The sequence below is a fragment of the Saccharopolyspora taberi genome (genome assembly GCF_039534165.1).
Lineage (GTDB): Bacteria > Actinomycetota > Actinomycetes > Mycobacteriales > Pseudonocardiaceae > Saccharopolyspora_D > Saccharopolyspora_D taberi.
In genome coordinates this window covers 455,197-473,832 of record NZ_BAAAUX010000016.1, presented here as the reverse complement: position 1 = coordinate 473,832, position 18,636 = coordinate 455,197, and the positions used below count along the sequence as shown (strand labels likewise).

Annotated in this window: 19 protein-coding genes; 7 read left to right on the top strand and 12 right to left on the bottom strand. The window is 71.9% G+C overall.

The features are described from left to right. Positions 1 to 88 precede the first annotated feature (88 nt). The 3 genes from nusB to ABD691_RS21060 form a co-directional block, all read right to left on the bottom strand. Positions 89 to 520, bottom strand: coding sequence for a transcription antitermination factor NusB (gene nusB, locus ABD691_RS21070; protein WP_344682256.1), 432 nt, complete (start codon positions 518 to 520; stop codon positions 89 to 91). Positions 521 to 592: 72 nt separating this feature from the next. Beyond that, positions 593 to 1,159 carry an elongation factor P gene (gene efp, locus ABD691_RS21065; RefSeq protein WP_344682255.1) on the bottom strand — a complete coding sequence of 189 codons (567 nt, stop codon included), beginning with the start codon at positions 1,157 to 1,159 and terminating at the stop codon, positions 593 to 595. Positions 1,160 to 1,241: 82 nt separating this feature from the next. Continuing rightward, entirely contained in the window at positions 1,242 to 2,351 is a 1,110-nt protein-coding gene (locus ABD691_RS21060) for a M24 family metallopeptidase (RefSeq protein WP_344682254.1), read from the bottom strand. A 147-nt stretch (positions 2,352 to 2,498) separates the two neighbouring features. Between ABD691_RS21060 and ABD691_RS21055 the strand changes: the two genes are divergently transcribed. After that, positions 2,499 to 3,020 carry a methylated-DNA--[protein]-cysteine S-methyltransferase gene (locus ABD691_RS21055; protein ID WP_344682360.1) on the top strand — a complete coding sequence of 174 codons (522 nt, stop codon included), beginning with the start codon at positions 2,499 to 2,501 and terminating at the stop codon, positions 3,018 to 3,020. 52 nt (positions 3,021 to 3,072) lie between these two features. Here the strand turns inward: ABD691_RS21055 and ABD691_RS21050 are convergent, their stop codons facing one another. Next, complete coding sequence (locus ABD691_RS21050; protein ID WP_344682252.1) at positions 3,073 to 4,332, bottom strand: MFS transporter; 1,260 nt, start codon at positions 4,330 to 4,332, stop codon at positions 3,073 to 3,075. A 251-nt stretch (positions 4,333 to 4,583) separates the two neighbouring features. Between ABD691_RS21050 and ABD691_RS21045 the strand changes: the two genes are divergently transcribed. Then, a complete protein-coding gene (locus ABD691_RS21045) occupies positions 4,584 to 5,759 on the top strand; it encodes an alpha/beta hydrolase family protein (protein ID WP_344682250.1) in 1,176 nt (391 codons plus the stop codon). A gap of 112 nt (positions 5,760 to 5,871) precedes the next feature. Then, the gene (locus tag ABD691_RS21040; RefSeq protein ID WP_344682249.1) at positions 5,872 to 7,035 is read left to right on the top strand and encodes a glycoside hydrolase family 64 protein; all 1,164 of its coding nucleotides are present in this window, start codon (positions 5,872 to 5,874) and stop codon (positions 7,033 to 7,035) included. A gap of 3 nt (positions 7,036 to 7,038) precedes the next feature. Here ABD691_RS21040 and ABD691_RS21035 read toward each other — a convergent pair whose 3' ends face one another. The 8 genes from ABD691_RS21035 to ABD691_RS21000 all read right to left on the bottom strand — a co-directional run bounded on the left by ABD691_RS21035 (position 7,039) and on the right by ABD691_RS21000 (position 13,401). Further along, the gene (locus ABD691_RS21035) at positions 7,039 to 8,481 is read right to left on the bottom strand and encodes a glycoside hydrolase family protein (RefSeq protein WP_344682247.1); all 1,443 of its coding nucleotides are present in this window, start codon (positions 8,479 to 8,481) and stop codon (positions 7,039 to 7,041) included. Positions 8,482 to 8,590: 109 nt separating this feature from the next. Continuing rightward, entirely contained in the window at positions 8,591 to 9,022 is a 432-nt protein-coding gene (aroQ, locus tag ABD691_RS21030) for a type II 3-dehydroquinate dehydratase (RefSeq protein ID WP_344682245.1), read from the bottom strand. After that, positions 9,019 to 10,131, bottom strand: coding sequence for a 3-dehydroquinate synthase (aroB, locus tag ABD691_RS21025; protein ID WP_344682243.1), 1,113 nt, complete (start codon positions 10,129 to 10,131; stop codon positions 9,019 to 9,021). Before aroB ends, aroQ begins: the two co-directional genes overlap by 4 nt. A 37-nt stretch (positions 10,132 to 10,168) precedes the next feature. Further along, the gene (locus tag ABD691_RS21020; RefSeq protein WP_344682241.1) at positions 10,169 to 10,705 is read right to left on the bottom strand and encodes a shikimate kinase; all 537 of its coding nucleotides are present in this window, start codon (positions 10,703 to 10,705) and stop codon (positions 10,169 to 10,171) included. Beyond that, positions 10,705 to 11,910, bottom strand: coding sequence for a chorismate synthase (aroC, locus tag ABD691_RS21015; RefSeq protein WP_344682239.1), 1,206 nt, complete (start codon positions 11,908 to 11,910; stop codon positions 10,705 to 10,707). The genes ABD691_RS21020 and aroC overlap by 1 nt, the downstream gene beginning before the upstream one ends. Positions 11,911 to 11,967: 57 nt before the next feature. Next, complete coding sequence (locus tag ABD691_RS21010) at positions 11,968 to 12,600, bottom strand: prepilin peptidase (protein WP_344682237.1); 633 nt, start codon at positions 12,598 to 12,600, stop codon at positions 11,968 to 11,970. Positions 12,601 to 12,712: 112 nt separating this feature from the next. Continuing rightward, positions 12,713 to 13,168 carry a PTS sugar transporter subunit IIA gene (locus ABD691_RS21005; RefSeq protein ID WP_344682235.1) on the bottom strand — a complete coding sequence of 152 codons (456 nt, stop codon included), beginning with the start codon at positions 13,166 to 13,168 and terminating at the stop codon, positions 12,713 to 12,715. Continuing rightward, the gene (locus ABD691_RS21000) at positions 13,165 to 13,401 is read right to left on the bottom strand and encodes a PTS sugar transporter subunit IIB (protein WP_344682233.1); all 237 of its coding nucleotides are present in this window, start codon (positions 13,399 to 13,401) and stop codon (positions 13,165 to 13,167) included. Before ABD691_RS21000 ends, ABD691_RS21005 begins: the two co-directional genes overlap by 4 nt. Positions 13,402 to 13,665: 264 nt before the next feature. Here ABD691_RS21000 and ABD691_RS20995 point away from each other — a divergent pair, with 264 nt between their 5' ends. The 4 genes from ABD691_RS20995 to ABD691_RS20980 all read left to right on the top strand — a co-directional run bounded on the left by ABD691_RS20995 (position 13,666) and on the right by ABD691_RS20980 (position 18,590). Further along, positions 13,666 to 14,454 carry a GntR family transcriptional regulator gene (locus ABD691_RS20995; RefSeq protein WP_344682231.1) on the top strand — a complete coding sequence of 263 codons (789 nt, stop codon included), beginning with the start codon at positions 13,666 to 13,668 and terminating at the stop codon, positions 14,452 to 14,454. Next, a complete protein-coding gene (locus ABD691_RS20990) occupies positions 14,451 to 15,728 on the top strand; it encodes a PTS transporter subunit EIIC (RefSeq protein ID WP_344682228.1) in 1,278 nt (425 codons plus the stop codon). Before ABD691_RS20995 ends, ABD691_RS20990 begins: the two co-directional genes overlap by 4 nt. A 32-nt stretch (positions 15,729 to 15,760) precedes the next feature. Further along, a complete protein-coding gene (locus ABD691_RS20985) occupies positions 15,761 to 16,030 on the top strand; it encodes an HPr family phosphocarrier protein (RefSeq protein WP_344682227.1) in 270 nt (89 codons plus the stop codon). Positions 16,031 to 16,190: 160 nt separating this feature from the next. After that, positions 16,191 to 18,590, top strand: a complete 2,400-nt coding sequence (locus ABD691_RS20980; protein ID WP_344682226.1) for an ATP-binding cassette domain-containing protein — start codon at positions 16,191 to 16,193, stop codon at positions 18,588 to 18,590. The last annotated feature ends 46 nt before the right edge of the window (positions 18,591 to 18,636 follow it).

Genomic DNA, 18,636 nt, shown 5'->3' with positions numbered 1-18,636 from the left:
GTGACCGGACGCTCGTCGCGTCCGAGATGCCTGGATCCGCCCTGCGGGCGGATGGCGCTGACGCGCCACGCAACGCGGAGCGTTGCGCTCACTCGCTGCTAAGCGTGCTGCGCAGCCGGTCGCCGATGCCCGCGATGCGGCCGAGCACACCGTTGACGAACCGGGGCGAGTCGTCCGTGGACAGCGCCTTCACCAGTTCGACGGCCTCGTCGATGGCCACCGCGGGCGGCACGTCGTCGCTGCGCCACAGCAGCTCGTAGAGACCCAGCCGCAGCACCGCGCGGTCGACCGCGGGCATCCGCGCCAGCGTCCAGCCCTCGGCGTGCTCGACGAGCAGCTCGTCGATCCGCTGGCGGTTGGCGGTGACGCCCTCGACCAGGGTGACCGTGTAGTCGTTGATCGGCGGCAGCTCCGGAGAGCCGACCCGCTCCGAGAGCAGCGTGACGGCGTCGGCATCGCGCAGGTCGGCCTCGTAGAGGACGTCGACGGCGCGCTTGCGCGCCTTGTTGCGTGCGCCCAACTCACACCCACCTTCCGGCGGCGGAACGCGCCGCGGTGGACGGCCTCCGGGCGCGCACGCCGGAACAGGCCATCACTTGGTGCTGACGCGGCCGAGGTAACGGCCGTCGCGCGGGTCGACCTTCACCTTGTCACCGGTGTTGAGGAACAGCGGGACCTGGATCTCGGCGCCGGTCTCCAGGGTGGCGGGCTTGGTGCCGCCGGTGGAGCGGTCGCCCTGCACGCCCGGGTCGGTGTGCTGGACGTCGAGCTCGACCGAGGCCGGCAGCTCCACGTACAGCGGGTTGCCCTCGTGCCGGGCGACCACGACCTGGCTGTTCTCCAGCATGTAGTTCGCGGCGTCACCGACGACCTCGGCCGAGACGCCGACCTGGTCGTAGGTGTCCGGGTCCATGAACACGTAGTCGGTGCCGTCGTTGTAGAGGTAGGTCATCTCGCGGCGGTCGACGTTCGCGGTGTCGACCTTCACGCCTGCGTTGAAGGTCTTGTCCACCACCTTGCCCGAGAGCACGTTCTTCAGGGTGGTGCGCACGAAGGCGCCGCCCTTGCCGGGCTTGACGTGCTGGAAGTTCACGACGGACCAGAGCTGGCCGTCGAGGTTGAGCACCAGTCCGTTCTTGAGGTCGTTCGTGGAAGCCACGTTCGGGGTCTCTCCTGTGGTGATGGCTGCGGGTGGTTGTCGCCGGCGCTGCGCGCTGCCGGCGCTCGGGCGCACGTCGCGCTCAGACGGCGATGAGCTCCTTCGTCGTCAAGGTGAGGAGCTCCGGCGTGCCAGGACGCACGACCAGTGTGTCCTCGATGCGGACGCCGCCACGCCCCGGCAGGTACACGCCGGGCTCGACGGTGACCGCCATCCCGGCGGCAATTCTACCGTCCCCCCGCTGGGACAACGCCGGTGCCTCATGGATCTCCAGGCCAACGCCGTGGCCAAGGCCGTGCAGGAACTGCTCGCCGTAGCCCGCGTCCTCGATGACCCCGCGGGCCGCGCCGTCGATCTCGCGGACGTCGGCGTCGACCACCACCGCGGCCCGGCCCGCCGCCTGCGCGGCGTGCACCAGGTCGTAGATCTCGCGCTGCCAGTCCGCCGGTTCGCCCAGCACCAGGGTGCGGGTCATGTCGGAGTGGTAGCCGTCGACCAGCGCGCCGAAGTCGAGCTTGACGAAGTCGCCCGCCGCCAGCACCGCGTCGGACGGCCGGTGGTGCGGGATCGCCGAGTTCACGCCCGCGGCGACGATCGTGTCGAAGGACGGGCCCGCCGCGCCGTGGTCGAGCATGCGGCCGTCGAGCTCGCGGGCTACTTCGAGCTCGGTGCGGCCGGGGCGCAGCCCGCCGTGCTCGATGAGGTCGGCCAGCGCGCGGTCGGCGGCGGCGCAGGCCATCCGCAGGGCCTCGATCTCGGTCTCGTCCTTGATCAGCCGGAGGCCCTCGACCAGACCCGGGGCGCGGACCAGCTCGACGCCGCCCGCGGCGGCGGCCAGCTCCTCGTGGCCGTCGACGGTGACGTGCTGGCTTTCGAAGCCGGTCCGCCGGTACTGCCCGGACGCCGCGCTGACGCGCTCGGCCAGCGCCATGGCGCTGGCGCGGTCGATGACCCGCTCCAGGTCGGGGACCTGCTCGGCGGCCTGGGTCAGGTAGCGGCCGTCGGTGCAGAAGACGGTGCGCGCCTCCGCGCCCTGCTCGTCGGCGGCGTGCACGACGAGGGCGGCGTTGGACCCGGTGAACCCGGTCAGGTAGCGGACGTTGAGCAGGTCGGTCACCAGCATCGCGTCCAGCTCGCGCTCGCGGAGGCGGGCGCGGAGGTCGTGACGTCGGCGAGCATGCGATTCGGACATGAATCGCAGCCTAACCGCTGGGCACAGCCCTACACCCCCGTCTCGGCAGCACTCGGCGGAAAGCCGCCAAACGCCGGTTCCGCGAGATGCACCGGGTTATGGCGCACGCCCGCTGTCGGGGTCCGCCGCTACCCTCCGGGCGTGCCGATGGTGTTGTCGTGGGCGGTGCTGCCCAGCCCGGTCGGGGACCTGACGGTGGTCGCCGGTGACTCCGGTCTGCGCCAGGTCGCGTTCTCCGGGCCGGAGCGGGTGCTGCCCGGTTACGACGGGGTCGAGCTGCGCGAGGACGGCGGCCCGGCCGCCGCGGTCTCGGCGCAGCTGGCCGACTACTTCGCGGGCCGCCGCCGGGACTTCGACCTGCCGATCGACTGGGACACCGTGCAGGGGCTGCGGCTGCACGTGCTCCGGACCCTGCACGAGCAGGTCGGCTTCGGCGAGACCGTGAGCTACCGGGGCCTGGCCGAGCGGTCCGGCAGGCCGGAGGCCGCCCGCGCGGTCGGCACGATCATGGGCAGCAACCCGGTCCCGATCGTCGTGCCGTGTCACCGGGTGCTGGCCAGCGGCGGCGGGCTGGGCGGCTTCGGGCCCGGTCTGGAGGCCAAGCGCCGGCTGCTGGTGCTGGAGGGCTCGCTGGAGGCGACCCTGCTCGAACTGGACATGCTGCCCTGAACCCGGAAGTGCTGGACGTGCTGCCCCGGGCGGTTCCCGGGGCAGCACGGGATCAAGCCGGCTTCCGCCGCACCGACACGGAGAAGGCGGTCGCCAGCAGGCAGAGGAGCCCCGCGCCGTAGAAGGCCGCGGCGTAGTCGCCGAAGTGGTCGCGGACCAGGCCCGCGATGCCCGCGATGGCCGCGGCGCCGAGCTGGTGCGCGGCGAACACCCAGCCGAAGATCACCGACGCGCGCGGTCCGAAGTGCTCGCGGCACAGCGCCATGGTCGGCGGCACGGTGGCGATCCAGTCCAGGCCGTAGAAGACCACGAACAGGATCATCTCCGCCCCCGGCGTCGGGGCGAACAGCTGCGGGAGGACGAACAGCGACGCACCGCGCAGCGTGTAGTAGACGGCCAGCAGGATGCGCGGGTTGACGCGGTCGGTCAGCCATCCCGACAGCACGGTGCCGACGACGTCGAGCACCCCGACGACGACCAGCAGGCCGGCGGCGGTCGTGGTCGGCATGCCGTGGTCGTGGGCGGCGGGCACGAAGTGCGTGTTGATCAGGCCGTTGGTGCTCGCGCCGCAGATCGCGAACGCGCCCGCCAGCAGCCAGAAGGTGGGCGTGCGGGCGCCGTCGCGCAGCGCGGCCAGCGCGACGCGGTGCGGCGGTTCGCCGGTGGTCTCCGGTTCCGGCTCCGCCTCGGTCGCGCCGTAGCGGAAGACGCCGACGTCGCTGGGACGGTCGCGGAGCAGCAGCAGGACCAGCGGCACGATCGCCAGCGCCGCCGCGGTGACGACCAGCGACGCGGCGCGCCAGCCGTAGGCGTCGTTGAGCATCGCCACGACCGGCAGGAACACCAGCTGCCCGGTCGCGCTCGCGGCCGTCAGCACCCCGCTGACCAGCCCGCGCCGGGCCAGGAACCAGCGGTCGATCACGGTGGAGACGAACGCCAGCGCCATCGACCCGGTGCCCAGCCCGACCAGCAGCCCCCAGCAGAACACCAGCTGCCAGCTCGCGGTCATGAACACCGTCAGGCCACTGCCCGCCGCGACCAGCACCAGCGCGAACACGACGACGCGGCGGATGCCGAAGCGCACCATCAGCGCCGCCGCGAACGGCGCGGTCAGGCCGTAGAGCAGCAGGTTGACCGAGACGGCGAGCGAGATGGTGGCATGCGACCAGCCGAACTCCTCGTGCAGCGGGTTGAGCAGGACGCCGGGGGCCGAACGGAACGCGGCGGCGCCCAGCAGGGCGACGAAGGCCACGGCGGCCACCCACCACGCGGGGTGGATCCGCGGCCGGACCTTGGTTGCGGTAGCGATCACGGCTCCGAGCTTCGCCTGCGGGCGCGGCGCGCACGAGTGGCCGAACGGTCAATATGTCACAGGATCCGGCCTCGCCGCGCGCGAGCGTGCGGCGACGTCCCGACGATGGCTAGGTGCCGGGACGGCGATACCCGGCCACCGCCACGCCCCACCACCGCGGCACCCGACCACCACCGCACGCTCACGTCTTCTTCACCGCGCAGGTTGGAAGATCCCGAACACCACATCCGAGGGGGACACCCGTGATCCGAATGAACCGAAGGCTCTTCGTCACCGCCGCGCTCACCACCGCAGCACTTACCACCGCCGCGCTGCCCGCGCAGGCGCTCGCGCGGCCGGGCGCGCTTCGGCTGCGCCTCCCGGCGCCGACCGGCCCGCACCGGGTGGGCACGACCGATCTGCACCTGGTCGACCGCGACCGCCCCGATCCGTGGGTGGACAAGCCGTACCGCGAGCTGATGATCACCATCCGGTACCCGGCCGCCGGGTCCGGCCCGCTCGCCCCGCACATGCGGCCCGGGGCGGCGCGGACCTTCACCGGAGTCGCCGCGGAGGGCACGGTCGCGATCCCGGTGCGCATCCCGCGGGGATCGGTCGACTGGGCTGCCACCAGGACGCACTCGCACGCCGGTGCGGCGCCCCGCGGCGGGATGCCGGTGCTGCTCTACTCGCACGGACACCTGATGTCCCGCGACTTCGGGACGGTCCTGGCCGAGGAGCTGGCCAGCCACGGTTACGCCGTGGTCACCGTGGACCACACCTACGACCCGACGCAGGTCGAGTTCCCGGACGGCAGGGTGGAGGGCAACCACCAGCCCGACCCGGAGAGCTTCGAGACCTTCAAGCGGGAGCTGGGAATCCGCGCGGTCGACATGCGGTTCGTGCTCGACGAGCTGGAGTCCTGGCGCGGCGTGCTCGACCTCGACCGCATCGGCATCTACGGCCACTCGCTGGGCGGCGCGACCGCCGCGCAGTCCATGCACGACGATCCGCGCATCCTGGCCGGCGCCGACCTCGACGGCGCGCTCGGCACCCGCGAGGACCCGTGGGGCTCGGTGACCACCGAAGGACTGGACCGACCGTTCCTGCTGTTCACCGCCGATCCGAGCGACCAGAACCACGAACTGGTCTCCGAGTTCTGGAGCCATCTGCGCGGATGGCGGCGCGCGCTTCAGGTGATCTCGGCCGCGCACAACACCTTCAACGACCTCGCGGTCATCGCCCCGCAGTTGCGCGCAGCAGGCGTGATCGGCGACGCGGACCTGGAAAAGCTGGTCGGTACGTCCGATGTGGACGATTCTCCCCCGGACATCGCGGCGGTCGGCGCGTACCTGCGCTCCTTCTTCGACCTGCACCTGCGGGGCGACGACGACGGCCTGCTCGACGGCCCGTCCCCGCAGTGGCCGCAGGTCCGGTTCACGGGCTGATCAGCGCCCCGGCTGCGCCGATCCGACCACGAAGCGGACGCGGAACGGAGCATTGTTGCGGCTTGAGAGCGCTCTCACAATGAACCCACCGACTCGTCGAAAGGAGCCGCACGTGCTCAACAGGAGATCGTTCCTCGGCGGGGTCTCCGCCGCCGCCCTCGCCGTCCCCGCCCTCGGCTCGCTGCCAGCCCACGCCGCCCTCCGCCGCGCCGCGCCGACGCTGCCGCTGACGATCGTCAACAGCACCGGCAACTTCGACAACGCCTCGATCTCGGTCTACGTCGTCGGCACCAACCTCGACACCGGCGAGCAGTCGCGCGTGACCCCGGACGGGCAGCTGGTGCCCGTCTCGCCGTCGGACAACGGTTCCGACGGATTCGCCGACTACTCGATCCCGTTGCAGGGCAGCGGGGACACCCAGCTGACGCTGCCGAGCATGTCCGGGCGGATCTACTTCGCCCTCGGCGACAAGCTGAAGTTCAAGGTCGTCACCGACGGCGAGGGCAAGCCCGCGCTGCAGTACCCGGCGGGCTGGGTGTCCAGCGACCCGAACTACCGGGTGCTGCACGACACCGTGGAGTTCACGTTCAAGGCCGACGGGATGTACTGCAACACCACGATGGTCGACATGTTCAGCGTGCCGCTGGCGATCAACCTCCAGGGCTCGCAGGACCAGACCACCGGCACCGTGCCCGCGGGCGGCCGGGACAGGATCCTGGCCGGTGTCACCGAGAACGCCGGTTTCGAGCAGCTGCGGCAGGAGGACCTGCGGGTCATCGCGCCCGGCCACGGGCTGGACCTCGGGGCGTTCGCCGGGGACTACTACGACTCCTACATCGACGAGGTGTGGAGCAAGTACCAGTCCACCCAGCTCAGGATCGGGCTCGACGACGGCCGCACCTTCACCGGTCAGGTCTCCGGCGACAACTTCACCTTCGACGGCGGCGTGCAGGCCATCGCCCGCCCGAGCACCCGCGACGTGCTGTTCTGCGACGGCGCGCTGGCCGCGCCCAACGACGGCGTCACCGGCCCGGTCGCGGCGATCCTCGGCGCCGCGTTCAACCGCTCAACGCTGCTGGACGCCGCCGAGCAGCCCGGCACCGATCCCGCGGCCTTCTACAAGAACCAGGTGACCAACCACTACTCGAAGGTCATGCACGCCAACACCGAGGACGGCAAGGCGTACGGGTTCGCCTTCGACGACGTCGCGAACTTCGCCTCCTACATCCAGGACAACGCACCGACGTCGATCAAGGTCACGCTGACGCCCTGGTGACGCTCACCGCAGCGCGGCGTCCCATTCGGACCGGGATGCGTCGCGGATGACGGAGCCGTTGGCGTCGACCGCGGCCATCGGGACCGTCCACAAGCGACCGCGGTCGTCGAGCAGCCCGACTTCTCCCTCGGGCGAACGCAAAGCGGGCGCCTGCGCGGGAATCGTGCCGACGACCGGAAGACCGTCGAGCGCCGGAACGCGTTCGCCGAGCACTCCCCTGGCCATCGTCTCGGCCACCGATCGCCGTTCCACGCGCACTTTCTCCCCGTCGCGCACCAGATCCACCGTGCGCGACGGGGAGGGAACGCCGAATCCGTGGAGGACAGCGCGAGCGCGCTCCGGCGACTCGCACGCCCGCACGTCGACGATGTCGATGCCGAAGCGGCGGATGTCGGTCGGGGCCGGATTCAACGCCGTGGCGCGGAGAACGTCGACCGGCACCGTCCCGCACGGGTCCGAAGTGGACACCGGGGCGTGACCGCTCGGATCGCGCGCGAGCCCCGGACCTTCCTGCCACGCACCGGGGATGATCAGCGGGTAGTAGGGGTGGCGGGTGAACTCGCGGTCCCAGAAGGTGATCGTGGTGCCCTCGGCGGTCTGGTGCGCGATGGCGAAGGCGTCCAGCGCGTCGACCCACATCCAGTCCGCGCTGAACGCGTCGACCACGGAACGGGCGCGGTCCACCGGATCCCGGCCGACCGGTTCGAACCCGGTGGCGGTCAGCGCCTGCACCCGGTCGGAGAACTCGGCGTCCCTGGCCCGCAGCACGAACTGGCCCGCGCCGTTCCAGCCCGCGCCGGCCGCCGTGGTGTCGGTGAACATCAGGTAGAACCAGCCGTCCAGGAACACCGCGGACGGCTGCCCGGCGCCGTAGACGTTGGGCCGCACCACCTGGTGCGAGGACGTCACGACCGGACGGCCACCGGACTCCCGCCGCCACGCGAGGCCGTCGTCGCTGCTCGCGACGCCGATCGCGTTGCCGTGCGCGTGATCACCGGCAGCGCCGGTGTAGTACAGGTAGTACCGCCCGCCGACCCGCAGGACCGAGGGGTCGCAGGTGTGCATGGCGTCGAATCCGCCCGGCTGGCCGCTGAACACCGGCACCGCGGGCGCGGCGTCCGCGGTGAACGGGGCACCGAGGTCCGGTGACGAGGCGTGCAGGATGTCGTCGCCCGCCGGACCGACGCCGGGGAGCTGGCTGCACCACCACGCCCGGTACCGCCCGTCCTCGGCGACCACGGTCGGCCCGTAGTTGTACGGCGCGGGCAGGCCGCCCGCCGCCACCACTCCGGGACTTTCCCGGCCACCGGCCGAAGTCAGCGTCAGCGTCGGCGGGGGCTCCGCGGGCGCGCGGGGAGGAACGGCGGGCCCGGGCGCACCTTCCACAGTGGAGCAGGAGGCGAGCAGCAGGACCGCCGCCAGCACACCAAGTGAACGCAACTTCATGACGCGGACGGCGACCTCTCCCCGGACCGCCCACGGGCGGCGACAGCTGAACCGCCCCAGTTTATGCGATCACCTCGGCCCGGACCGCCGGATCGGCCCGGGGCGGCGGTCACCCGGCCTTGCCGGCCAGCCAGCGCAGGGCCAGCGCGTAGCCCTGCACCCCGAGCCCGACGACGAGCCCGGTCGCGATCTCGGAGAGGTAGCTCTCCTTCCGGAACTCCTCGCGCTTGTGCACGTTGGAGATGTGCACCTCGATCAGGTCGGCTTCGAGCTGGGCCGCGGCGTCGCGGACGGCCACCGAGTAGTGCGTCCACGCGGCGGCGTTGAGCACCACCGGCAGGCCGTGGTCGGCGGCCTCGTGCAGCCAGCCGACCATCTCGCCCTCGTGGTCGGTCTGCCGGACGTCGACGGAGATGCCCAGCTCCTCCGCGGTGTCCTCGCACAGCGCGACGAGCCCGGCGTAGGTGGTGCTGCCGTAGATGCCCGGCTCCCGCAGGCCCAGCCGCCCCAGGTTCGGACCGTTGAGGACCAGGACCTTCACAGCAGCACCTCCGAGCCCTGCTTGCGGTCGTCCCCGCCGGTGAGCGCCGAGTAGGCGGCGGCCACCAGCGACGGGTCCGGGCCCTCCAGCCTGCCCGGCTTGGCCAGCCCGTCGAGGACGACGAACCGCAGCACGCCGGAGCGGGTCTTCTTGTCCACCCGCATGCCCTCCAGCAGCTGGCCCAGCGCGTCCGGGTCGTAGGTGGTGGGCAGGCCCAGCAGGTCCAGCACCTTCTTGTGCCGGTCCGCGGTCTCGTCGTCGAGGCGGCCCGCCAGCCGGGCCAGCTCGGCGGCGAAGACCATGCCGACGCTGACCGCCGCGCCGTGGCGCCAGCGGTAGCGCTCGCGGCGCTCGATGGCGTGCGCGAGGGTGTGGCCGTAGTTGAGGATCTCCCGCAGGTGCGACTCGCGCAGGTCGCTGGCGACCACGTCGGCCTTGACCTGGATCGCGCGGCGCACCAGCTCGGCGAGCACGTCGCCGGACGGGTCGAGCGCGGCCTCCGGGTCGGCCTCGATCAGCCGCAGGATCTCCGGGTCGGCGATGAACCCGGCCTTGACGACCTCGGCCATCCCGGCGATCAGCTCGTTGCGCGGCAGGCCCTCCAGCGTGGCCAGGTCGACGAACACCGCGCTCGGCTCGTGGAAGATGCCGACCAGGTTCTTGCCCGCGTCGGTGTTGATGCCGGTCTTGCCGCCGATGGAGGCATCGACCATGCCCAGCAGGGTGGTCGGCACGTGCACCACGCGGACCCCGCGCATCCAGGTCGCCGCGACGAACCCGGCGACGTCGGTGACCGCGCCGCCGCCGAAGGAGACCACCACGCCGCGGCGGTCCATGCCGATCTTGCCCAGGACCTCCCAGCAGAAGCCTGCGACCGCCAGGCTCTTGCCGTCCTCGGCGTCGGGCACCTCCACGCGGTGCGCGTCCAGCCCCGCCTCGGCGAGCTCCTCGCGGACCGCGTCCACGGTCGTGGTGATGCTCGGCTGGTGCACCAGCGCCACCACCGAGGCGTCGCGCAGCACCTCGACCAGCTCGCCCAGCAGGCCGCGCCCGATCACCACGTCGTAGGGCTGCTGGCTGGCGACCCGGATCCGGACCGGCTCGGTCATCGTGTCCCCCAATTCGAGATCATCATCCTGGCTCGCATCATTCCGGACCGTTCCCCGAGTGCGCGTGGCGTTCCGCGATCCGCTCGACCAGCTGGTCCACCAGCGCCTCGGGCTCGACGTGGTCGGTCACCAACTCCCAGGTCGCGACCTCCCGGTAGAGCGGGAGCCGCTGGTCGAGCAGCGCCTTGAAGGTCGCGCGCGGGTTGACCCCGGCCAGCAGCGGGCGCGCCGTCGACAGCCCGGTCCGGCGGGCGCCCTCGGCCAGGCCGACGGACAGGAACACCACGGGCTGGTCGGCCAGCAGCGCGCGGGTCCGCGCCGAAAGCACGGCGCCTCCGCCGAGCGACAGGACGCCGTCGTGCTCGGCCAGCGCGGTGGCGACCGCCCGCTCCTCCAGCTCGCGGAACACCGGCTCGCCCTCGCCGGTGAAGATGTCGGCGATCGGCTTGCCCGCGGTTCGCACCACGTCGGCGTCGGTGTCCCGGAACGGCAGCTCCAGCCGCTCGGCCAGCAGCTCGCCGACCGTCGTCTTGCCCGCCCCCGGCGGGCCGACGACCACCGCACGCGGTCCCATCAGCGCACCTTCCGCTTCTCCGCCCGCTCCCGCAGACCGGCCAGGTAGCTCTCCACGTTGCGGCGGGTCTCGGGCAGCGAGTCGCCGCCGAACTTCTCCAGCGCCGCCTCGGCCAGCACCAGCGCGACCATCGACTCGGCGACCACGGCCGCGCGCGGCACCGCGGTGATGTCCGAGCGCTGGTGCATCGCCTGCGCGGGCTCACCGGTCACGACGTCGACCGTGGACAGCGCGCGGGGCAGGCTGGAGATCGGCTTCTTGGCGGCGCGCACGATCAGCGGCTCGCCGTTGGTGATGCCGCCCTCCAGGCCGCCCGCGCGGTTGCTGCCGCGCCGCACCCAGCGCTCGCCCTCGGCCGGGTAGATCTCGTCGTGCGCCGCGCTCCCGCGCCGCGCCGCGTTGGCGAAGCCCTCGCCGATCTCCACGCCCTTGATGGCCTGGATGCTCATCAGCGCGCCCGCGAGCCGGGCGTCGAGCTTGCGGTCCCAGTGCACGTGCGAGCCCAGGCCCGGGGGCAGGTCGTAGGCGATGACCTCGACGACGCCGCCGAGGGTGTCGCCGTCCTTCTTGGCCGCGTCGACCTCGGCCATCATCCGCTCGGTCGCGGCGTCGCCGAAGGCGCGGACCGGGTTCTGGTCGATGACCCCGAGGTCACCGGGGCCGGGCAGGTGGTCGCTCTCGGCGGTGACCCCGCCGAGGCTGACGACGTGGCTGACGATCTCCACCCCGAGCAGCTGACGCAGGAACTGCCGCGCGACGGTGCCCACCGCGACCCGCGCCGCGGTCTCCCGCGCGCTCGCGCGCTCCAGCACCGGCCGCGACTCCTCGAAGCCGTACTTCTGCATGCCCGGCAGGTCGGCGTGGCCGGGCCGCGGCCGGGTCAGCGGCTCGTTGCGGGCGAGCGAGGACAGCACGTCCTGGTCGACCGGGTCGGCCGCCATCACCTGCTCCCACTTGGGCCACTCGGTGTTGGCGATGCGGACCGCGACCGGGCCGCCCTGGGTGCGCCCGTGCCGGACACCACCGATGATCTCCAGCTCGTCGGCCTCGAAGTTCATCCGCGGGCTGCGGCCGAAGCCGAGCTTGCGGCGTTCCAGCTCGGCGGCGATGTCGGCGGTGGTCACCGCGACCCCCGCGACCATTCCCTCCAGCACCGCGACCAGGGCGGGGCCGTGCGATTCTCCAGCGGTCATCCAACGCAGCACACCTGTAGATCCTGCCACGGTCAGGGCCCGCGCAACCCGTCCGGGTGGGAATTGCCATCACCAGACGCGAGCATCTGTCAACTCGGGGAACGCGGTGGCCAGCCAGGCCGGGGCCAGCATCGCGGGACCGTGCGCGACGGCCGCGCCCGGCCTGCCGCGCAGCAGCAGCAACGTCACCACCGCCGCCGCGAGCATGCAGGCGGGAACCGCCGGAACCGACACCGCGCCGACCACGGCTCCGAGGCTTCCGGCCAGCTTCACGTCACCGGGTCCGAGCGCCGCGGGCGACACCGCGCGGATGCCGAGGTAACCGCCCGCGAAGATCACCAGGCCCAGCACCGCTCCGGAGAGCAGGTCCCGGGACGAGAACAGCGCCGCGAAGCCCAGCAGCGCCGCCGCGCCGGGATAGGCGGGCAGCGTCAGCGCGTCGGGCAGCCGCGAGGCGCGGATGTCGCAGACGGCGAGCGGCACCGCGAGCCAGCCCAGCGCCAGCGGCATCGGCAGCCACCACCACGGCGGTCCGCCCGCGGCGGCCCAGCCGCAGGCGACCGCCCACAGCAATGCCACGGCCGACTCGCACCACCAGCGCGGCGGCGGAACGCCCCTCCGCACCGAAAGCAGCAGCAACCGGGCGAGACGTCCTGCCGCGAAGCCCGCGACGGCACCGAGCAGGGAAAGCAGTCCGATCACGAACGACAGCGTCGGCCACCCCGGACCGCGGCCGTCGGATCAGGTGCGCGAGCACGCGCGTGTCGGGCGCCGCGGGTCTTCCGGAACAGCGCCCGGAAGACCCGCGGGGCCGTCAAGCGCTGATGGAGAACAGGGGGTCTCCGGCGTCGACCTGGCCGTCCTCGCGCAGGTCGGCGAGCCGGTCGGCGGCGATGTCCAGCGCCACCACCGGGCAGATCGAGGAGTAGCCGTGGGACTCCACCTCGGTCGGGTTCCAGGTCACGATCGGCTGGCCCGCCGCCACCTGGTCGCCCTTGGCCACGTGCAGGGTGAACCCCTCGCCCTTGAGCTTGACCGTGTCGATGCCGAGGTGCACCAGCACCGCCGGGCCCTCCGGCGAGGCGACCACGAAGGCGTGCGGGTGCAGCGTGGCGACCGTGCCCGCGATCGGCGCGACCGCGTCCCCGCTGCCCCCCTCCGGCTTGACCGCGACCCCCGGGCCGACCATGGCCTGGGAGAACACCGGGTCCGGGACCTCCGCGATCGGGGCAGCCAGGCCGCCGACCGGGCTGCCCACTTCCAGGGTCACAACAAGTCCTCGATGTCCTCGGCCAGCGAGTCCGCCTCCGGACCCACGACCACCTGGACGACCGAGCCCTGCCGCATCACGCCGTGCGCGCCCGCGGACTTCAGCGCCGCCTCGTCGACCGCGCCGGAGTCCTTGAGCTCGCACCGCAGCCGCGTGATGCACGGCTCGATCTCCACCACGTTCTCCCCGCCGCCGAGCGCGGCCAGGATCGCGGCGGCCTTCTTCTCAGCCACCCCGTGCTCCCTTCGTCATCGCCAGTCCGGGCCTCATCGCCCGCGACCAAAGCCGATCTTGCGTCACTCGGTGTCGATGCGGCAACGAAACCCGCGCCGCCTTGACACCCGCTCGCGCCACCGCGCATTGTTCGCATCCGACTGGTTTAGACCGGACAGTACCAACCACCGGAGTGGACTGAACAGAACCGGTCGAGCGGGGTTCGACCCGACCCCGCAGCATCGGTGACCGGGCTGCCCGCGCGCAGTCCAGCAGGAGGCGACGTGGCCGCACAACACCGGGTGGCACCCGGTCCGGACGCGCTGGGCGACGGGCCGCTGCCCAAGCACGTGCAGCTGCGCGAGATCCTGCGGGAACTGGCCGCCAACGAGCTGCTGCCCGGTTCCCCGGTCCCCTCCGAGCGGGAGCTCGCCTGCCGGTACGGCGTCTCCCGGCTGACCGTCCGCGAGGCCGTCGGCCAGCTCGTCGCCGACGGCGTGCTGGTGCGGGTGCGCGGCAAGGGCACCTTCACCAACCGGCCCCGCATCGACTCCGCGCTCCACCTGGCGTCGTTCACCGAGGACATGCGCAGGCGCGGGATGCGCCCGGAGACCGAACTGCTCGGCAGCGCCGAGCAGGTGCCGCCCGCCGACACCGCCGAAGCGCTCGGCCTGCCCCCGGACCGCCCGGCCTACTGGCTGTTCCGGCTGCGCAAGGCCGACGGCGAGCCGATGGCCGTCGAGCGCGGCTGGTACCACCCGGACCGGGTGCCCGGCCTGCTCGACCGGCCGCTGACCGAGTCGCTGTACACGCTGCTCGACCGCGGGTACGGCGTGCGGCTCGAACAGGGCACGCAGACCGTGCTCGCCGAGGGGGCCGACCCCGAAACCGCCCGCCTGCTCGGCGTCCGGCCGGGCAGCCCCGTTCTGGTGTTCCGCCGGATCTCCACCGCGCAGGGACGCCCCGTCGAAGACATGACGTCCTGGTACCGAGGCGATCTGTACCAGGTCACGATGCAACTCGACCGGACAGGAGTTCCGGCCGGGCCCGCCCACCCAGGAGGTAACCGATGAGTGCCAGCGCCTCGAAGGCGTCGGGCAGCAGGGGGTTCGCCCTGCTGCAAAGACTCGGCCGCAGCCTGATGCTGCCGATCGCCGTTCTGCCCGCCGCGGCCCTGCTCCAGCGGCTCGGCCAGGACGACCTGCTCGGCGCCGTGCCCGGTCTGGAGAAGGTCTCCGGGATCGTGGGCGCGGCCGGTGGCGCCCTGTTCGACAACCTGCCGCTGCTGTTCGCCATCGGCGTGGCGATCGGCTTCGCCAAGAAGGCCGACGGGTCGACGGCGCTGTCGGCCGCGGTCGGGTACCTGGTGCTGTCCGGGGTGCTGTGGGAGATCGCCCAGCCCGAGGAGGGCACCTCCTTCAACAAGGGCCCCTACGGCGTGCTCGGCGGCATCGTGGCCGGTCTGGTCGCGGCGTGGCTGTGGCAGCGGTACCACCGCATCAAGCTCCCCGACTACCTGGGCTTCTTCGGCGGGCGCCGGTTCGTCCCGATCATCACCTCGGTCGTGCTGCTGTTCGTCGGCGTGGTGATGGGCCTGCTTTACCCGCTGTTCGACGCCGGCCTGACCGCCTTCAGCGACGTCGTCACCAGCGGCGCGGTGGTCGGCGCCGGGATCTACGGCGTGATCAACCGGCTGCTGCTGCCCTTCGGCCTGCACCACATCCCGAACAACGTCGTGTGGTTCCTGTTCGGCGACTACCACGGCGAGAAGGGCGACATCTCCCGCTTCTTCGCCGGTGACCCGACCGCGGGCACCTTCATGACCGGCTTCTTCCCGATCTTCATGTTCGCCCTGCCCGCCGCCGCGCTGGCGATCTGGCGCAGCGCCAAGCCCTCGCAGCGCAAGGTGGTCGGCGGCGTGATGCTGGCGACCGGTCTGACCGCGTTCCTCACCGGCATCACCGAGCCGCTGGAGTTCTCGTTCATCTTCGTGGCCTGGCCGCTGCTGGCGGTGCACGCGGTGCTCACCGGCACCTCGATGGCGCTGGTGAACGCGCTCGACATCCACTCCGGCTTCGGCTTCTCGGCGGGCGCGATCGACTACGTGCTCAACTTCGGCATCTCGAAGAACTCGCTGTGGCTGATCCCGATCGGCCTGGCCTACGCGGTCGTCTACTACTTCCTCTTCCGCTTCATCATCACCAGGTGGAACTTGCGCACCCCTGGTCGCGAGGAGGACGAGGCCGAGGGCGCGGATGCGACGACTGACACATCGTCGACCCCCGCGACCAGCACGGACAATGCGGGAAGCGGCGCGTCCGACCCCGACGGCGCAGCCAGGAACTGACCGTTCAACCCCGACCAGACAACGGAGGACCCATGCCAGAACGACGGGTCACGGTGGCCAGCAAGGTGGGCCTGCACGCACGTCCCGCGGCCCTGGTGGCCAAGGCCGCGGCGGCGCAGTCGGTGAAGATCACCATCCGCAAGGACGACACGCAGCCGGTGGAGGCGGGCAGCATCCTGGGCCTGATGACGCTGGGCGCGGCCCACGGCGACGAGGTCGTGCTCTCCGCCGAGGGCGACGGCGCCGACGCCGCGCTGGACCACCTCGTGGAGCTCGTCGGTTCCGATCTGGACGAGAACTGACCCCGGCCCGGCAGGCCCCCGCCCGGATCGCCCGGGGCGGGGGCCTGCCTGCGTTGCGCTGCCCCTCTGTTCCGGCCGGTGGACACTGCCGACTCGGATAGGGTTCCCCTACCGCCGCGCCGGGTTTTGGGAACCCGGAGCGCCATCGGACGGAGAACCCATGAGCACGGCCGAACCGCACATCGCCGACAGCCACGACCTGATCCGCGTGCACGGCGCGCGCGTGAACAACCTCAAGGACGTCAGCATCGAGATCCCGAAGCGGCGGCTGACGGTGTTCACCGGGGTCTCCGGCTCGGGCAAGAGCTCGCTGGTGTTCGGCACGATCGCGGCGGAGTCGCAGCGGCTGATCAACGAGACCTACAGCGCTTTCGTGCAGGGCTTCATGCCGACCCTGGCGCGGCCCGAGGTCGACGTGCTCGAAGGGCTGACCACCGCGATCATCGTCGACCAGGAGCAGATGGGCGGCGACGCCCGCTCCACGGTCGGCACCGCGACCGACGCCAACGCGATGCTGCGCATCCTGTTCAGCAGGCTCGGGCAGCCGCACATCGGCTCGCCGCAGGCGTTCTCCTTCAACGTCCCCTCGATCAGCGGAGCGGGCGCGGTCACCCTGGAGCGCGGCGGGCGGACCGTGAAGGAACGCCGCAGCTTCAGCATCACCGGCGGCATGTGCCCGCGCTGCGAAGGCAGGGGCTCGGTCTCGGACTTCGACCTGACCCAGCTCTACGACGACAGCAAGTCACTCGCCGAGGGCGCGCTGACCATCCCCGGCTACAGCATGGACGGCTGGTACGGCCGCATCTACATGGGTTCCGGCTTCCTCGACCCGGACAAACCGATCCGCGACTACACCCGCAAGGAGCTCGACGCCCTCCTGCACAAGGAGGCGACCAGGATCAAGGTCGACAACGTCAACGTGACCTACGAGGGCCTGATCCCGCGGATCCGGAAGTCGTTCCTGGCCAAGGACCGGGAGTCGATGCAGCCGCACATCCGGGCGTTCGTGGACCGGGCCATCACCTTCACCGCCTGCCCCGAGTGCGACGGCACCCGGCTCGCCGAACCGGCCCGCTCGTCGCGGATCGACGGGGTCAACATCGCCGACGCGTGCGCGATGCAGATCAACGACCTGGCCGAGTGGGTCCGCGGGCTCGCCGAGCCGTCGGTGGCGCCGCTGCTCACAACGCTGCGCCACACCCTCGACTCGTTCGTCGAGATCGGGCTGGGTTACCTGTCGCTGGACCGGCCGTCGGGCACGCTGTCCGGCGGCGAGGCGCAGCGGGTCAAGATGATCCGCCACCTCGGGTCCTCGCTCACCGACACCACCTACGTCTTCGACGAGCCGACCATCGGGCTGCACCCGCACGACATCCAGCGGATGAACGACCTGCTCCTCAGACTCCGGGACAAGGGCAACACCGTGCTCGTGGTCGAGCACAAGCCGGAGGCGATCGCGATCGCCGACCACGTCGTGGACCTGGGCCCGCTCGCCGGGACCGAGGGCGGCACGGTCTGCTTCGAGGGCACGGTCGAGGGACTGCGCGAGAGCGGCACGCTCACCGGTCGGCATCTCGACGACCGCGCGCGGCTCAAGGACGAGGTGCGCAAGCCTACCGGCGCGCTGGAGATCCGCGGCGCGAACGCGCACAACCTCCAGGACGTCGACGTCGACATCCCGCTGGGCGTCCTCTGCGTGATCACCGGCGTCGCCGGGTCGGGCAAGAGCTCACTGGTGCACGGGTCGATCCCCGCGGACGCGGGCGTGGTCTCGATCGACCAGGCCGCGATCCGCGGTTCGCGGCGGAGCAACCCGGCGACCTACACCGGGCTGCTCGACCCGATCCGCAAGGCGTTCGCCAAGGCCAACGGCGTGAAGCCGGCGCTGTTCAGCGCCAACTCCGAGGGCGCCTGCCCCAACTGCAACGGCGCGGGCGTCATCTACACCGACCTGGCGATGATGGCCGGGGTCGCCACCACCTGCGAGGAGTGCGAGGGCAGGCGGTTCCAGGCGTCGGTGCTGGAGTACCGGTTCGGCGGGCGCGACATCAGCGAGGTGCTGTCGATGTCGGTGGCCCAGGCCGAGGAGTTCTTCGGCGCGGGCGAGGCCCGCACCCCGGCCGCGCACCGGATCCTGGAGCGGATGGACCAGGTGGGGCTGGGCTACCTCCGGCTCGGGCAGCCGCTCACCACGCTGTCCGGCGGCGAGCGCCAGCGGCTCAAGCTCGCCACGCACATGGGCGAGAAGGGCGGGATCTACGTGCTCGACGAGCCCACCACGGGTCTGCACCTCGCCGACGTGGAGCACCTGCTCGGGCTGCTCGACCGGCTCGTCGACGCCGGGAAGTCGGTCATCGTGATCGAGCACCACCAGGCCGTCATGGCGCACGCCGACTGGATCGTCGACCTCGGGCCCGGCGCCGGGCACGACGGGGGGCGGGTCGTTTTCGAGGGGACTCCGGCGGGGCTCGTCGCTTCTCGGGGGACTTTGACCGGGCGGCACTTGGCTGAGTACGTGGGGGGCCGAGGCGGGTTTGGCGGTTCGGGTTCCGTTGCGTAGGTGGTTTCCGGGGCCGAAGCGGCTCTGCCGGTTCGGGTTCTTTTGA

Bases quoted from the DNA above. Each gene is read 5' to 3' on its own strand.
- ABD691_RS21060 (WP_344682254.1), bottom strand. From the start codon at position 2,351: ATGTCCGAATCGCATGCTCGCCGACGTCACGACCTCCGCGCCCGCCTC.
- ABD691_RS21055 (WP_344682360.1), top strand. From the start codon at position 2,499: ATGGTGTTGTCGTGGGCGGTGCTGCCCAGCCCGGTCGGGGACCTGACG.
- ABD691_RS21045 (WP_344682250.1), top strand. From the start codon at position 4,584: ATGAACCGAAGGCTCTTCGTCACCGCCGCGCTCACCACCGCAGCACTT.
- ABD691_RS21035 (WP_344682247.1), bottom strand. From the start codon at position 8,481: ATGAAGTTGCGTTCACTTGGTGTGCTGGCGGCGGTCCTGCTGCTCGCC.
- aroB (WP_344682243.1), bottom strand. From the start codon at position 10,131: ATGACCGAGCCGGTCCGGATCCGGGTCGCCAGCCAGCAGCCCTACGAC.
- ABD691_RS21020 (WP_344682241.1), bottom strand. From the start codon at position 10,705: ATGGGACCGCGTGCGGTGGTCGTCGGCCCGCCGGGGGCGGGCAAGACG.
- ABD691_RS20990 (WP_344682228.1), top strand. From the start codon at position 14,451: ATGAGTGCCAGCGCCTCGAAGGCGTCGGGCAGCAGGGGGTTCGCCCTG.
- ABD691_RS20985 (WP_344682227.1), top strand. From the start codon at position 15,761: ATGCCAGAACGACGGGTCACGGTGGCCAGCAAGGTGGGCCTGCACGCA.
- ABD691_RS20980 (WP_344682226.1), top strand. From the start codon at position 16,191: ATGAGCACGGCCGAACCGCACATCGCCGACAGCCACGACCTGATCCGC.